At 59.2% G+C, this 15,748-nt stretch carries 13 protein-coding genes and 1 pseudogene; all 14 read left to right on the top strand.

Features of this window, described 5'->3' with window-relative positions; all coding sequences use genetic code 11:
- Window positions 1–433 precede the first annotated feature (433 nt).
- Window positions 434–1,186 (top strand): carbonic anhydrase, encoded by a 753-nt coding sequence (locus EOC06_RS08690; RefSeq protein WP_024505260.1) that lies wholly within the window; start codon window positions 434–436, stop codon window positions 1,184–1,186.
- Between the two features lie 160 nt (window positions 1,187–1,346).
- Window positions 1,347–1,549 (top strand): annotated as a pseudogene (locus EOC06_RS42000) (7-carboxy-7-deazaguanine synthase QueE); the annotation flags it as partial.
- 1,092 nt (window positions 1,550–2,641) lie between these two features.
- Window positions 2,642–3,535 carry a nitrogenase iron protein gene (gene nifH, locus EOC06_RS08680; RefSeq protein WP_024505261.1) on the top strand — a complete coding sequence of 298 codons (894 nt, stop codon included), beginning with the start codon at window positions 2,642–2,644 and terminating at the stop codon, window positions 3,533–3,535.
- An 87-nt stretch (window positions 3,536–3,622) separates the two neighbouring features.
- Window positions 3,623–5,125: a nitrogenase molybdenum-iron protein alpha chain gene (gene nifD, locus EOC06_RS08675; RefSeq protein WP_127811312.1), complete on the top strand. Its 1,503-nt coding sequence runs from the start codon at window positions 3,623–3,625 to the stop codon at window positions 5,123–5,125.
- Window positions 5,126–5,254: 129 nt separating this feature from the next.
- Window positions 5,255–6,796, top strand: coding sequence for a nitrogenase molybdenum-iron protein subunit beta (gene nifK / locus EOC06_RS08670; RefSeq protein WP_024505263.1), 1,542 nt, complete (start codon window positions 5,255–5,257; stop codon window positions 6,794–6,796).
- A gap of 61 nt (window positions 6,797–6,857) precedes the next feature.
- Window positions 6,858–8,333: a nitrogenase iron-molybdenum cofactor biosynthesis protein NifE gene (nifE, locus tag EOC06_RS08665; protein WP_128307513.1), complete on the top strand. Its 1,476-nt coding sequence runs from the start codon at window positions 6,858–6,860 to the stop codon at window positions 8,331–8,333.
- Window positions 8,334–8,341: 8 nt separating this feature from the next.
- On the top strand, window positions 8,342–9,724 hold the full coding sequence (gene nifN / locus EOC06_RS08660; RefSeq protein ID WP_128307512.1) for a nitrogenase iron-molybdenum cofactor biosynthesis protein NifN: 1,383 nt from the start codon (window positions 8,342–8,344) through the stop codon (window positions 9,722–9,724).
- A complete protein-coding gene (gene nifX / locus EOC06_RS08655; RefSeq protein WP_128307511.1) occupies window positions 9,690–10,187 on the top strand; it encodes a nitrogen fixation protein NifX in 498 nt (165 codons plus the stop codon). The genes nifN and nifX overlap by 35 nt, the downstream gene beginning before the upstream one ends.
- Window positions 10,188–10,203: 16 nt before the next feature.
- A complete protein-coding gene (locus tag EOC06_RS08650; RefSeq protein ID WP_024505267.1) occupies window positions 10,204–10,683 on the top strand; it encodes a NifX-associated nitrogen fixation protein in 480 nt (159 codons plus the stop codon).
- A 107-nt stretch (window positions 10,684–10,790) separates the two neighbouring features.
- Window positions 10,791–11,495 (top strand): response regulator transcription factor, encoded by a 705-nt coding sequence (locus EOC06_RS08645; protein WP_224571202.1) that lies wholly within the window; start codon window positions 10,791–10,793, stop codon window positions 11,493–11,495.
- 95 nt (window positions 11,496–11,590) lie between these two features.
- Window positions 11,591–12,463: a universal stress protein gene (locus EOC06_RS08640; RefSeq protein WP_063169369.1), complete on the top strand. Its 873-nt coding sequence runs from the start codon at window positions 11,591–11,593 to the stop codon at window positions 12,461–12,463.
- A gap of 838 nt (window positions 12,464–13,301) precedes the next feature.
- Window positions 13,302–14,600, top strand: a complete 1,299-nt coding sequence (locus tag EOC06_RS08635) for a lysine N(6)-hydroxylase/L-ornithine N(5)-oxygenase family protein (RefSeq protein ID WP_063169368.1) — start codon at window positions 13,302–13,304, stop codon at window positions 14,598–14,600.
- A 13-nt stretch (window positions 14,601–14,613) separates the two neighbouring features.
- A complete protein-coding gene (locus EOC06_RS08630; protein ID WP_024505270.1) occupies window positions 14,614–14,991 on the top strand; it encodes a hypothetical protein in 378 nt (125 codons plus the stop codon).
- Between the two features lie 273 nt (window positions 14,992–15,264).
- Window positions 15,265–15,748: TlpA disulfide reductase family protein (locus EOC06_RS08625; RefSeq protein ID WP_164898507.1), on the top strand; the 484-nt coding region annotated here is incomplete at its 3' end.

Below are 15,748 nucleotides of genomic sequence, written 5' to 3'. Positions count from 1 at the left end.
CCATAAAGAAGATCGATTTCCTCACTGGCCCAACGTGAAATATAGCAACGTTTTCGTGGCGTCGTCGGCTGCGTCGGGAGTAGCGATGAAAACGTATTGGGGTCGCCTGCGTCTCCTTGGGCAGCGAGTGTAAAGTATAGCGATGCGGCCTCAGGCGCGCGGCAGCCGCGCAGTGATCACCTTCGCCTGTGCCTTTGCGGCGGGGGTCAAGCGCTGGTCTGCTCAAATTTTTTATCGTTTAGCTGGTTGAAACTGCCCCCGTTGCGGGCTGCAGAAGCCGGCCAGCCGAGAAACGGGAGCCGCACTTATGAAAGCACGCCAAGGCATGCGGGCATCCATCAGTTGCAAAGGACAATAGTGGCCGCGCCGATTGGCCATCACGCGTCCATTAGGGCAGCCACCAACATCAGTTCGCAAGAGGAGCAAAAGCAATATGTATCGTCGTCACCTGATCAAAGGGTTGGTTGCGCTCGGCGCATGCCGGATTTGCGTTCAAGCCGCCCAAGCGACCAGTGCCCATTGGGGGTACACCGGTCCGGTCGGACCGGAGCACTGGGCTGATCTGGATAAGGAAAATTTCGTATGCTCTGCCGGCACGCAGCAATCGCCGATCAATATCAACAGCGCGGTCAAGGCGGATATCCCGCATATCGCCATCGGCTGGCACAAGGGCGGCGGCAATATGGTGAACAACGGCCACACCATTCAAATCAATATGCCACAAGGCAGCACGCTGACCCGCGGCGATCGTGTCTACGAACTGGTACAGTTCCATTTCCATGCGCCAAGCGAACATCACGTGGCGGGCAAGAGCTTCCCGATGGAGGTGCATTTCGTTCACAAGGACACGCAAAGTGGTACTCTGGGCGTGCTGGGCGTCTTTTTAACGCCCGGCGCGACAAATGCCAGCTTTGCTGCCCTTGCTGCGGCCTTTCCCGAACTGCCGAATGGGGAGGTGACGATCGACGAGGTGAATCCCAACTGGCTTCTGCCAGCCTCGCTTGGCTATTGGACTTATGAGGGCTCACTGACGACGCCGCCGTGCACCGAAAACGTCGAGTGGATGGTGGCGATGGAACCGGTTGACGTTGATCCGGCAGACATCCAGCGATTTACCTCACTCTACCCGTCGAACGCGCGCCCTAGTCATTCACCAAATCGACGCTTCATCCTGCGCCAGAGTTGAGCGCCGCCCCAGCGGTTCCGCACGGTCCAACATTCTTGGCACAACTTGGCGCGAAGCCTCCTCTTCCGGTCTGGCGGTCTGACGGCGCTCCCCAAGCTGGCTAGTCTAAATGATAGGGATTCGGTGCCGGCACCACTCGTCCCAAAGACGTCGCGGCGAGGTTTGTCTGCAACCCGGCAATCACACGCCCACGCCGCCCCGCCGTGGTAATGAAGACGTCTCTGTCGAGTCGGACGGAACATGATGCGCATGGAATCGCTGGTCGAAAAGGTGACCGGCGACAGGTGGTTCGAAGCCCGCGTCTTGCCGCAGCTGCACGTTCTACACTGGGGTAACAAGAGGGCGGTGTATACCTTCTCCTAGCTTCGCCGCCAACTACTCGGTTTTCCGAATTGCTCTCTATATTCTTGAAGGCGATGCGTTCGTTAAAGACATATGCTGCGCACCTGGTGTAAAAGCTGCTCTCATCATGCAGAGGTCAAGCCAGTCGGGCTCATCCGAAGCTATGGCCGTGAGCACTGTTCAGTTCGGCAGAGAGGGCGCTTTTGTACACCATTTGCCATCGAGGCGGCCCCCGTAGCAGTCTGCAAGCGCCGCGACACTTCCTCTCGAACCCGCCAGCCCGCCTTTCGTGCAGCTCCTCTGAACAAAACAACCGCTCGCCCTTCAGTAGGTTGATGCGCGTCTCCCAGTAAGAGTCCTGTCCAAGAACGTGATAATCTTCTTGCCAGTGTTGTAGCTGATGTTGCCCTTGATGCCGCAGCCTACCGCGGCGGGACCAAACTCTATGGCAAGCAGGCCGGCTAGGATCGTGCAGCCAGTCGCGAGCCTCGCCCACAACAGGGTCTCACGCGCATGAGGGCGCCGACCATGGGTTCGGCGGTTCATACGCGTATAACACGTGTCTTTCTGAAAAAATCAATGCTCTCGGCTAAGCTACTGAATTATTTGGCTTCCATATAGCGCGTCGGCGGAACCGACTTGTAGACGGGCTATGAAAGGTTAAGCGCGGATGTCTATCGGCCGCCGGCGTTCCCGCTCTGTAAGCCTGCCTGAACTACCCGCGCCGCGGTCAAGCCCCTAGCTCCTGCTCATCCAGCGACCGCCCGATCAATGGCAGGCTGGAAAGACAAGAGCCGATGTCTTCAGATGGTCTCGCCATCAGCTTTGGGCTAACTTCCCCATTCTCCCGCTTCGAGCTCGACACACGGCGGGTTGGATGGCGCACGACAATCTGTGTCGGCTTTGTCGTGTCCGTGACAGACGCCTGAAAGGCCCGTTCGCGCGTTTTGCCGCCGTCTAAGCGGCTGGAATTTAATGACAAAGTTTCTTCTGGGATCGGCCGATCACGCTGGTACGCTTTTTGCGATGCTTGGTGTGAGGCGGCACGAGCTGCCTATCGGCACTTGTGTCGCGGGCAGTCGCGATGATTAGAACGAAGGAAGGAAAGCTATTATGTCAGGTCTGCGTCAGATCGCCTTTTACGGAAAAGGCGGCATCGGCAAGTCCACCACGTCCCAAAATACGCTCGCTGCCCTTGTCGACCTCGGGCAGAGAATCCTCATCGTAGGATGCGACCCCAAAGCCGATTCCACACGCTTGATCCTGAATTCGAAAGCTCAGGATACCGTCCTGGATCTCGCCGCACAGGAAGGTTCGGTGGAAGACCTCGAACTCCAGGACGTGCTCAAGGTGGGCTACAGAGGCATCAAGTGCGTGGAGTCCGGCGGCCCCGAGCCGGGTGTCGGTTGCGCCGGCCGCGGCGTCATCACCTCGATCAATTTCCTCGAGGAGAATGGCGCTTATGACGATGTCGATTATGTCTCCTATGACGTCCTCGGCGACGTGGTATGCGGCGGCTTCGCCATGCCGATCCGCGAAGGCAAGGCCCAGGAGATCTATATCGTCATGTCCGGCGAGATGATGGCGCTCTATGCCGCCAACAACATCGCCAAGGGCATCCTCAAATATGCCCATTCGGGCGGTGTGCGGCTGGGCGGGCTGATCTGCAATGAACGTCAAACCGACCGCGAACTCGATCTGGCCGAAGCACTGGCTGGCCGATTGAATTCCAAGCTCATCCACTTCGTGCCCCGCGACAACATCGTCCAACATGCCGAACTCAGGAAGATGTCGGTGATCCAGTACGCGCCGGACTCAAAGCAGGCAGGGGAATACCGCGCTCTGGCCGAGAAGATCCACGCCAATTCGGGCCAGGGTACGATCCCGACGCCGATCACCATGGAGGAGCTGGAGGAGATGCTGCTCGACTTCGGCATCATGAAGACCGACGAGCAGATGCTTGCCGAGCTTCACTCCAAGGAAGCGGCGAAGGCGGCGGCCCAGTAGTGACATTAGCGCTGCCATCAATCGGCGCGCCTTGCAGAGAACGGCGCCTATTCTTTGAGGCGTCACCCAACCTTGAAAGGGGGACTCATGAGCCGGGAATACGAGAATGACGGTGCTCTTCATGCGAAGCTTATCGAAGAGGTGCTGTCGCATTATCCCGACAAGGCGGCGAAGCGCCGCAAGAAGCACCTCAACGTCGCAAAGAGCGGCAACGAGGCTGGCGGGGAAAGCGAGGTCCTTTCCGAATGCGACGTCAAATCGAACATCAAGTCCATTCCCGGGGTGATGACGATTCGCGGCTGTGCATATGCTGGTTCGAAAGGCGTGGTGTGGGGGCCAGTCAAGGATATGGTCCATATCTCGCACGGCCCGGTCGGCTGCGGCCAATATTCTTGGTCGCAGCGCCGCAACTACTACGTCGGTACAACGGGCGTCGACACGTTCGGGACAATGCAGTTCACCTCCGATTTCCAGGAGAAGGACATCGTCTTCGGCGGCGACAAGAAGCTGGAACAGATCATTGACGAGATTGAAGTCTTGTTTCCGCTCAACAACGGCATCACCGTGCAGTCCGAATGCCCTATCGGCCTGATTGGCGATGACACCGAGGCCGTTTCTCGCAAAAAGACCAAGGAGTATGACAAGACGATCGTGCCGGTACGCTGCGAGGGCTTCCGCGGCGTCTCGCAGTCGCTTGGCCACCACATCGCCAATGATGCAATCCGGGATTGGGTCTTCGACAAAAAGGATGTCAAGTTCGAGGCCGGCCGCTACGACGTCAACGTCATCGGCGACTACAATATCGGCGGCGATGCCTGGGCCTCGCGCATACTGCTTGAGGAGATAGGGCTGCGCGTGGTTGGCAACTGGTCGGGTGACGCCACACTCGCAGAGATCGAGCGCGCCCCGAAGGCTAAGCTCAATCTTATCCACTGCTACCGGTCGATGAATTACATCTGTCGGCATATGGAGGAAAAGTATGGCGTCGCCTGGATGGAGTACAATTTCTTCGGTCCCTCCCAGATCGAAGCCTCTCTGCGCAACATAGCCAAGCATTTTGGGCCGGAAATCGAGGAGAAGACCGAAAAGGTCATTGCCAAGTACAGGCCGCTTGTTGATGCGGTCATCGCCAAGTACCTGTCGCGCCTGGAAGGAAATACCGTGATGCTCTATGTCGGCGGCCTGCGCCCCCGCCACGTCGTCACGGCCTACGAGGACCTCGGCATGGTCATCGTGGGCACCGGCTATGAATTCGCCCACAGCGACGACTATCAGCGCACCGGCCACTACGTGAAGAACGGCACGCTGATCTACGATGACGTGACCGGCTATGAGTTGGAGAAATTCATCGAAGGGATTCGCCCAAATCTGGTCGGCTCGGGAATCAAAGAAAAATACCCGGTGCAGAAGATGGGCATACCGTTCCGCCAGATGCATTCCTGGGATTATTCAGGCCCGTATCACGGCTACGATGGCTTTGCCATTTTCGCACGTGATGTGGATCTCGCCATTAACAACCCGGTCTGGGACCTATTCCACGCGCCTTGGAAAAGAAGCCGGGGCGATGAGCGGGCGATGGCTGCCGAATAAACATTTGCTTCAGCCCCAGTCTCCCACTGAGACGGTGAACTCCCGCGGCCTCTGATCCGCCGGAGCCTGGAACGTCTTGACGTCCTGAGCTGCCGTCCCGCGCAGCCAGATGCAAAAGAGGTAATCATCATGCCGCAGTCGGCTGAAAAAATTCTCGATCACGCTCCCCTGTTCCGCGAGCCGGAATACAGAAAGATGCTCGCTGAGAAGAAGCTAAACTTCGAATGTCCGCACCCCGATGAAATCGTTTCCGATCAGCGCGATTTCACCCAGACGTGGGAATACCGCGAAAAGAACCTCGCCCGCAAAGCGCTTGTCGTGAACCCGGCCAAGGCCTGCCAGCCGCTGGGTGCGGTATTCGCTGCCGCCGGCTTCGAGCGAACCATGTCCTTCGTCCACGGCAGCCAAGGTTGCGTCGCCTATTACCGCTCGCACCTGTCGCGCCATTTCAAGGAGCCTGCCGCGGCGGTCTCCTCCTCAATGACCGAGGATGCGGCGGTGTTTGGCGGCCTGAAGAACATGGTCGACGGGCTCGCCAACACCTACCAGCTCTACGACCCCAAGATGATTGCCGTGTCGACGACCTGTATGGCAGAGGTCATTGGCGACGACCTGCACAGCTTCATCCAGAACGCCAAGGACGAAGATTCAGTCCCGCGCGACTTCGACGTGCCCTTTGCCCACACCCCGGCCTTCGTTGGCAGTCATGTCGACGGCTATGACAACATGGTCAAAGGCATTTTGGAGCACTTCTGGAAAGGTCAGGAGCGTACGCAAATCGAAGGAACCATCAACATCATTCCGGGCTTCGACGGCTTCTGCGTCGGCAACAACCGGGAGCTCAAGCGCCTGCTCGATGTAATGGGCGTGTCCTATACATTGATCCAGGATGCCTCTGACCAGTTCGATACGCCTTCGGACGGTGAATACCGCATGTATGACGGGGGCACGAAGATCAACGAGGTGAAGAAGGCCCTCAACGCCGAGGCAACGCTTTCGCTGCAGCATCACAACACCCGAAAGACACTGGGCTATTGCGAGGAGGTCGGGCAGGCGACGGCCTCGTTCCACTATCCGCTCGGCGTTCAGGCGACGGACGAATTCCTGATGGAGGTCGCGGCGATTTCCGGCAAGGAGATTCCCGAGGCAATTCGCCTCGAGCGCGGCCGACTGGTAGACGCCATGGCGGACAGCCAATCCTGGCTGCATGGTAAGAAATACGCCATCTACGGTGATCCCGACTTCGTTCACGCAATGGCCCGCTTTGTCATGGAGACCGGCGGCGAGCCAACCCATTGCCTCGCCACCAATGGCACCTCGGCATGGGAAGCCGATTTGAAGAAGCTGCTAGCATCCTCGCCTTTCGGCAAGGCTGCCCAGGTTTGGGCGGGCAAGGACCTGTGGGCGCTGCGCTCACTGCTCTTTACCGAGCCGGTGGACCTTTTGATCGGCAATTCCTACGGCAAGTACCTGGAGCGCGACACCGGAACACCGCTGATCCGGCTGATGTTTCCGATCTTCGATCGGCACCATCATCACCGCTTTGCGCTCTTTGGCTACCAGGGAGCGTTGCGCGTGCTGACGACGATCCTCGACAAGATCTTCGACAAACTCGATCGCGAGACGAGCGAGACGGGTGTGACGGATTATTCCTATGACCTCACGCGCTAAGAGCTGTGGCCGGCTTTTCGCCGAGGCCATTCCTTGCCCAATGGACTGGGGAGGCTGAGCAATGTCCTCCCTCAGCGCCAAAATCAAGGACGCCTTCGATGAGCCCGCCTGCGATAAGAACCGTGGCAAAGATGCCAAGGCGCGCAAGGAGGGCTGCTCGAAGTCGCTGACACCAGGGGCGGCAGCCGGCGGCTGCGCCTTTGACGGAGCCAAGATCGTCCTGCAGCCGATCACCGACGTTGCGCATCTGGTCCATGCGCCGCTCGCCTGCGAGGGCAATTCTTGGGACAACCGTGGTGCGGTTTCGTCAGGGCCGACCTTGTGGCGGACAAGCTTCACGACCGACCTCACCGAACTCGACCTTGTGATGGGGCAGGGCGAGCGGAAACTCTTCAAGGCGATCCGCGAGATCAAGCACACATACGCGCCGCCGGCGATCTTCGTCTACTCGACTTGCGTAACGGCGCTGATCGGTGACGACATCGAGGCTGTGTGCAAACGCGCCACGGAAAAGTTCGGTTTGGCCGTGGTGCCGATCAATGCGCCTGGCCTGGCAGGCTCCAAGAACCTCGGCAATAAGCTCGCCGCCGAGGCGTTGCTCGATCATGTCATCGGCACGGTCGAACCCGACGACCCCGGACCCTACGACATCAACATCCTTGGCGAATTCAACCTCTCGGGCGAATTCTGGCTTGTAAAGCCGCTCCTCGATCGGCTCGGAATCCGGGTGCGCGCCTGCATTCCCGGCGATGCGCGTTACCGCGACATTGCTTCCGCGCACCGCGCCCGGGCGGCAATGATGGTGTGCTCGACCGCGCTGATCAGTCTTGCCCGCAAGATGGAGGAGCGCTGGGACATCCCGTTCTTCGAGGGCTCCTTCTATGGCATCTCCGACACATCGCAAGCTCTTCGAAACCTTGTCAGGCTGCTGGTGAGGAAGGGCGCCGATCCGGAGATCCTCGAGCGCACAGAGACGCTGATCGCGCAGCAGGAGGCGATCGCGTGGAAGAAACTCGAATCCTACCGGCAAAGGCTCCAAGGCAAGCGCGTGCTGCTCAACACAGGCGGTGTGAAGTCCTGGTCGGTTGTCCATGCGCTGATGGAGATCGGAATCGAGATCGTCGGCACCTCGATCAGGAAATCTACGGTGCAGGACAAGGAGCGCATCAAACAAGTTCTCAAGCACGACAAGCACATGTTCGAATCCATGGCTGCGAGCGAGCTGTACGCCATGCTCTCTGAACACAGGGCCGATATCATGCTGTCGGGCGGTCGCACGCAATTCATTGCGCTCAAGGCCAAGACGCCCTGGCTCGATATCAACCAGGAGCGCCAGCATCCTTATGCCGGCTATGACGGCATGGTGGAACTCGTACGCCAGATCGACCTCGCCATTCACAATCCGATCTGGTCTCAGGTGCGCCAGCCGGCCCCGTGGGATTGCCAGCCTGAGCTGATAGGCGAATTGCCGTGCACGAGGAACGAGACCGCGTACCTGTTTGATGAATTCGCCTGCGCGACGGCACACGAGTGTTGAGGCGACCGATGGCCCGCATCCTTCCCCAGAGCAAATCGGCGGCAGTCAACCCGCTGAAGTCGTCGCAGCCGCTGGGTGCCGCCTTTGCCTTTCTTGGCGTCGACGGTGCGATGCCGCTGTTCCACGGCAGCCAAGGCTGCACAAGCTTTGCGCTCGTTCTCTTCGTGCGGCACTTCAAAGAAACGATTCCATTGCAGACAACAGCGATGGATGAGGTGGCGACCATCCTCGGCGCTGCCGACCATCTTGAAGAAGCCATCCTCAACCTCAAGAACCGCACGAAGCCAAAGCTGATCGGGGTGTGCACGACCGCGCTGGTGGAGACGCGTGGCGAAGATTGCGCGAGTGATATTGCGAACATCAAGCTGAAGCACACGCAAGAGCTTGCGGGTACGGAGGTCGTGCTGGCCAACACGCCGGATTTTGACGGCGCGATCGAAGAGGGCTGGGCCAAGGCAGTCACCGCAATGATCAAAGGGATTACAGGCTCGGGCGAACGTGCGCGGCAGCCGAAGAAGATCGCGATCCTGCCCGGATGCAACCTCACTGTCGCCGACATCGAGCATATGCGTGACATGGTTGAAAGCTTTGGGCTCAAGCCGGTTATTCTGCCCGACATTTCAGGCTCGCTCGACGGTACGGTTCCTGACCGCTGGTTAGCGACCACATACGGCGGCACCAGCGTCGAAGACATTCGCGAGTTGGGTACGGCCATGCGATGCATCGCCATCGGTGAGCACATGCGCCGCCCGGCGAAAGCGCTGCTCGGGTTGACCGGCGTGCCTTACGTGTTGTTCCAGTCACTGACTGGGCTGCAGGACACGGACCGCTTTGTATCGCTGCTGTCTTCGATTTCGGGCGCGGCGGTACCGGCCCGCGTGCGCCGGCGCCGGGCGCAATTGCAGGACGCGATGCTCGACGGACATTTCCATTTCGGCGGCAAGAAAATTGCCATCGCTGCCGAACCAGACCAGCTGTTCCAACTTGCGACCTTCTTTGCTGGCCTCGGCTCCGAGATAGCCGCGGCCGTCACAACGACCGACAGGTCTAAAATTCTCGAGAAAGTCCCGGCGGTTTCGGTTCAGATCGGCGATCTCGGCGATCTGGAAAGTCTTGCCGTCGGTGCTGACCTGCTTGTCACGCATTCGCACGGGCGCCAAGCATCGGAGCGGCTCCGAATTCCGCTCATGCGCATCGGGTTCCCGGTCTTCGATCGACTAGGCAGCCAGCACAAGCTCGCAATTCTCTATCAGGGCACCCGCGACCTGATCTTCGAGGTCGCCAACATCTTCCAGGCCAACCAACACGCGCCCACTCCTGAGGCGCTTGATCCACTCCGTAATCGAGAAGTATCACATGAACGCTGTTCGCCGCCTCTCGCTGGTCAGTAATGAGGTTTTCGCCCCGATGCCTGAACGACGTGCGGGCGCATTGCGCGTTGCGATCGCCACTCAGGACATGCAGAACCTCAATGCCCATTTCGGGTCGGCCAGGCGCTTTGCTGTCTACGACGTGACGCGCGAGGAATGGAATCTCGTCGAAGCCGTGGCCTTCGATGACGTTTCGAATGAAAGCGGGGAGCATCGGGCCGAGGGCGATGACCGCATCACGCCCAAGGTGGATGCGCTGAAAGGCTGTCAGATCCTGTTTTGTCTGGCAATTGGCGGCCCTTCGGCAGCCAAGCTTGTCGCGGCAAAAATCCACCCGATCAAAGTGGCGGAGCCCCAATCGATCCCACAGGTGCTCTTGCGCACGCAGATGATGCTCAGGACGTGTCCTCCGCCTTGGCTGCGCAAGGTGCTGGCGCGAGCGGGCATTGCCGAAAAGAAACCGTCCTTCGAGGACGAGGACTGAAAAGAGGAGGACGCCAATGCCTGACCCCGCAATCCCCCCAGCTGTCGCCGAAGACGAGGCGGCTCTTTGCACCCCGTTCGTCAAATGCCTCGTGCGGCTGATCCGTTCTCAGGATTCCTATGGCTCGTGGGAACGCAAAGCGGACGCTGAGCTGCTGGGCGACTTCATCATTACCAAGGAACAGCGCCGAGGGATCCCAATCATCGGAGATCCCGATCCCGACGTGCTGTGGAGGCTCGACAAGTACTACGCCGCCATCGGGCTTGCGATCGAGGAGCGCTGCGGCCTTATGGCATCGCCGATGATCCAGGTGAGCCATGAGGGTTTTGGTCGGGTGCTTTTCACGACCGGACGGCTGGTCGTTTTGTCCAAAACGCTGCGCGATGTCCACCGGTTTGGCTTCGAGACGCTCCTGAAGCTCGCCACGGCCGGTACGAAGCTGGTCGACGATGCGATTTCAGTCATCGAAACCTTTCCCCACGTGGCGCTGGCATGATGGGCGCGATTTTCGAGAAAGGCCATCATGACGGACCCGAGAAACTATGTTGGCCAGTCCCCTCGATCCAGGGACTCGAGGCCGACCAGGTTGTTGGGGTATCGCCGATGAAGAAGCCGCTGGTCCTGATCTGCTCGCAAGATGCCGAGTTCTATCTGCTCTACAGCCACATACTGGAGGTTGACGGTTTCAGCAGTGAGACGGCAGACGGCGCGAAGGCTGCGCTGGCCTTGGCCGAACAACGGGAGCTTCAGGCCGTAGTGCTGGATTGCGACCCAGCCAGCATAAACGGGTCCGCAATTTGCGCCCACCTCAAGCGGGAACCGCGCACCACCGACCTGCCTATCATCGCCCTGATCGCGCCTGGCGCCGAGCACCAGCACCTCGATCTCTTGAAGGCAGGCGTTGAGAGCTTTGTGCGGCCGGTGGCTCCGGCCAAGCTGCTCGACTGCCTGCGGGCGAGGCTCGGGCTGACCAAGCGTGGTCCGAACGGGGTTGAAAACGACAGTTGGATTTGTTGTGGAGGCCTGGAGATGAAGCTCGATGCCCATCGGGTTCGCGGTAATGGCCACGACATCCATCTCGGACGGATCGATTTCAACGTGCTGCGGCTTATGATTGAGGCCCCCGGCAAGGTCTTCAGCCGGGACGAGCTTATCGGGGCGGCCTGGCTGCCCAACATTCATGTCGGTGCACGCACCGTCGATGTCCATATCAGCCGAATCAGGAGGGCGCTGAAAACGGCCTTGCCCGGCAGCGTCATTCGCACCGTCAGGTCGGCCGGCTACTCGCTCGAGAAGCCGGACGACTGAAATCGGTGATCGAACGTGGTGCCGCTCTCTCTTCCTCCGGAGAGCGGTGTTGCCGCTTTGAGGCGCTCCTAACGAACACCAGGAGAAGCAGGCAAATGGAATTTAAAAGCATATTCAGTGTGACGGGTGCTGATCATTCTGATGAGGACCTCACAACAGCTGCCGGACTGTGTGCCGAGGTCGGCGCGCACCTATCGGTACTCATTATACCGCCTCCATTACTCTTGATGTCGTCTCCGCCCCCCGAATGGAATACAGGACGTGCACAGGCAATTGCAGTACCGAACTATCGATTTCAGCAAATCGAGAAATTTTCACAGGACGTGACCAGAATGGAAAGACGGTCCGCGGATATCCTCAAAAGGCTGAAAGCTATGTCGCTTTCCTGTGACGTTGACACCGACTATTGCGATCCGGCTAGCCTCGGTGAAGTGGCACGACAGCGGGCGCTCTGCGCTGACCTGACGATCGTTGGAGGAGACCTCCTCAACGATGAGACTCTCGGACCTCCTGTTGTCAACGGCTGCTTGTTCGATAGCGGAAAGCCGGTGCTCATCGTGCCGAAGGGCGTTAAGGCGACGCTGTCGCCTCGACGCGTGCTGGTCGGCTGGGATTCGCGTGTAGAGGCCTCGCGTGCGGTTCGGGAAGCTCTTAGTATCCTATCCGCTGCCAAGGAAGTCTGTGTCGCTATGGTCGATCCAAAGGCGCAAAACAACGGGAAAGGCGCGCAGTCTGGAGCTGACATCGCTGCCTATCTTACTCGGCACGGTGCTCGGGTCTCCGTTGACCTGCTTAAGAGCGCCGGCAAATCGGCGGGCACAGTGCTGACCCAGCACGCGAACGACATCTGTGCTGACATGATGGTTATGGGTGCTTATGGCAGCCGTGGGCTGCGTGAGCGGATTTTCGGCGGTCCGCCGAGCTGGAGCTTTGGGAAGACCACATTGCCGCTGTTTTTGGCTCGCTGATCAGCTCCGTAGGAACACCGATCAGCTCGTAGGACCGCCAACCAGCCCGAAGTCGTCGTCGGTTACCGGTCGGATTGCGGAGACATGGCTGGATCCGCGAACATCTTGCGACGCTTGTCAGAGCCAAACCGGACGCCTCGACTGCTTCACGACGCTCTCGTGAACCAACTCGTGCGAGATCGTCCGCAACGGGCAGTAAAGACGAACGGCTGCAGCAGACCGCAGCCAAGCCACAGGGCGGGTGTACCAGGAGACCCCGCCTCGTGCGCGAACCCTGTTGGAAGGCCCCTTATCAGTACCCGGACGCGCGTCAAATCGGCGGCTGTCCCTGTCAGCCTGCGGTGTGCAAGGGCCGCTGCCGCGGAGCTTCCCCTGCCCGTCGGGCGTGCGACAATGTCGGATTCCAGACGAGCTGGAACTGCGCGAAGTCGTTGGTTTGACAGGTCTTTATCCGGCACGCCGCATGCATGGGAGTCTCCGAAAGCATTAAGAGCCGTTATCCATGGTTACGCCCCTCGAAAGAAAGAGCCGCTTCCGTCGTGGCAGGGAAACAGCCACTCCTGGGGTGGAGGCCGGCGCTAGAAGCCGCCGTAAGATCCGGAAGAGCCGCGCGACAGCATCACACACTTTCCTTCTGCTCTTGGGTTCGGATCACGCCGCGCCGCTGTCGATGCCGCCGACATTGAGCCCAAGACCTGGAAGGCGGCACACGCTTTTGCTGTCCTCTCAGTCGGGACCGCGGCTCAAGCATGCCTGTGAGGTTCGCATTGCTCAATGCCCGGCGATCGACGTCAACATGCCGCTGAGTTGGAAAACACTCCTAGAGGAGTAAGGATAAGTGGACCTCTTTTGTATTGGTGTGGGTGCTGGACCATCTAATTTGAGCCTTGCGTGTCAGATACAGGAAGAGATTGCGCAAGGGGCACTGTTCCTGGACCGGGAGGTCGATTTCCGAGGACATCCAGGCAGCGCTTTCGATTGCGCGGAGCTCCAGGTCGGCCACTTCCAGGATCTGGTTACTCTGGTCAATCCGCGATCAGCCTACACATTCGTAAACTACCTCCACGAGAACGGGCGTCTTTACAATTTCCTCAATGCGCAATTTCACGGGGTGCTTAGAGCCGAGTTCGCCCAATATCTCAACTGGGCGTTCCAGAAGAATCCGCTTGTCCGTGGCGGCGAGGCCGTTCGCGAAATCCGCTTTGACGGCGAGTTTCGCGTGCGGACGGACAACGCGGTCCTTGATGCAAGAAACCTCGTCATCGACATAGGCAAGCAGGCGCAAATTCCGCCTCAGTTTCATGGCTGGACTGGACCCAACCTATTCCACTCATCTGAGTTGGCCCACATCAATCCTGAGGTGCAAAAAAAGCATGTCTGCGTTGTTGGCGGCGGACAGTCGGGAGCCGAGCTGCTACTGCACCTTGTCGGCCGGCCGAAAGAACGGCGGCCCGCGGCGATCACATGGGTCTTGACGCGCGAGATGCCTTTCGACGACCACGCGTTCACAAACGGGCTGTTCACGCCATGCTTCTCGGATCGTTTTGCTGCGATGAGCGAGGTGCATCGACAGCTGTTCCTGCGGCGTTTCGCGCTTGCCTCCGAGGGCATTTCAGAAAGCAAGTTGCGCGCGGTCTATCAGGCACTCTACCACCACGCCTTTCTCGAGCCACACCAATGCGAGATCACATTGCGGCCAAGTTGCAACGTGTCGCGCTGCATCAATGCCGGAGCAGGGCACAGGCTCACGCTGCAACGCGGCTTGGACAACATCGGAGAAGTAACCGCCGATATCGTCATCCTGGCCACCGGGTACGAGAAACCGCTGCCGGGTTTCCTAGAACCGATCGCAGATCGCCTCGAACAGATCGGCAATGAGCTCGCCATCGGCGAGGATTTTTCGGTGTACTGGGACGGACCGCGAGACCGACGCCTTTTCGTTCAGAACGCCTGCCTTGGACAGCGCGGGCTGGCTGATCCGAACTTTGGGCTGCTGGCCTGGCGAGCGCGCCGCATCCTTGACAGCCTTCTGCGGCGCGCGCCATGCGCCAATCCCGAGCATCTAGGGTTCATCAACCGTCCCTTGACGGAGTGCTGGCCCGACCTCGGAGTCGAACAAATGGGCAGCGGGATATGATTCGTCGATATTGATGATCGGCGGTGGCATTCAGGAAAGATTTCCGCCTCTGGCGGCAAAAGCGGGACGAGCAATATTCCTACGGCGTCAGATCGCTCTGCTCGCGCTTGAGCAAGGTAGCGTCGCGCGACTCCTGCTTGGCGTGAAACAGCAAAGGGCATTCAATCACGATGCAGCTTTACGTGCTGTCGGGCTCAACGCCACGTGGATCGAGCCCAACGCCGCCGTTGGCAACCGCGACGCGAATTATGACGCCGGGCCACATGCGGCGGTGGCTGCAAGGGTACCGAGCCTCTCCCGCACTTTCGACCCCATCGCCGAAGTGCGACTACTCCAGGACGCCGAAGCCGGTCTTATCGCCAGCGGGCCAGCCAAACTCTCACCTTCCTAAACCGCAGCCGCTAAGGTGAGCCGTCGAAAGCCGACATTCAGGTTAACGTCAGCTGGCCGTGTTAGGGCTCGCTTATTCAAGGCGGTACCGGCGCTTGCCGAAGCTAAGAAGGGTTGGCATGCCCTTTGCCGTGCTTGATGTGCGGCAACACGGTGAGAGCTCCGCTTGAAGCAAGCGAGAGGGAGCAATGCCCTCGAGACCGTGTCCGATTTTGACTGGAAAATATTCCGCGACAAAAGAGACGAAAGGTGTGGAATGACTTTGGACACCAAGATGGAACTGCGTATGGGGTCCCCGGCTCCTGCGCTGAAAGTGGAGAACTGGCTGCGTGGCGAGCCCCTCACGAACTTTCGGCCCGGCAAGGTCTACCTCGTTGAGTTTTGGGCGACTTGGTGCCGACCATGTGTCCACGCCATGCCCCATTTGATCGAACTGCAGGAGAAATATAAAGACAGCGGATTTGAGATTATCGGAGTCGCAGCTTGCGAAAAGGCTGCAACCGCGGACGAAGCGCGGACCAACGTGGATGCCTGGCTGACCGAGAAGTTCCCGAATCTGAATTATCGTATCGGGTTCGATTACATTGGCGAAATGAACAAGCTCTGGATGGATCCCAGCTCTTCGATTGGGATTCCCACCTCGTTCGTGGTCGACCGCGACGGCCACATCGCTTTTATCGGCCACCCGGCGGAACTCGATGACGTTTTGCCGAAAGTCCTTAACGGCAGCTGGCGCAGCAGCTATGAAGCGAAAGCCG

Origin of the sequence: Mesorhizobium sp. M7A.F.Ca.MR.362.00.0.0, from assembly GCF_004023175.1 — a bacterium.
GTDB lineage: Bacteria > Pseudomonadota > Alphaproteobacteria > Rhizobiales > Rhizobiaceae > Mesorhizobium.
Note: the sequence above shows the minus strand (reverse complement) of the source record. Positions and strands in the feature narration are given on the sequence as shown.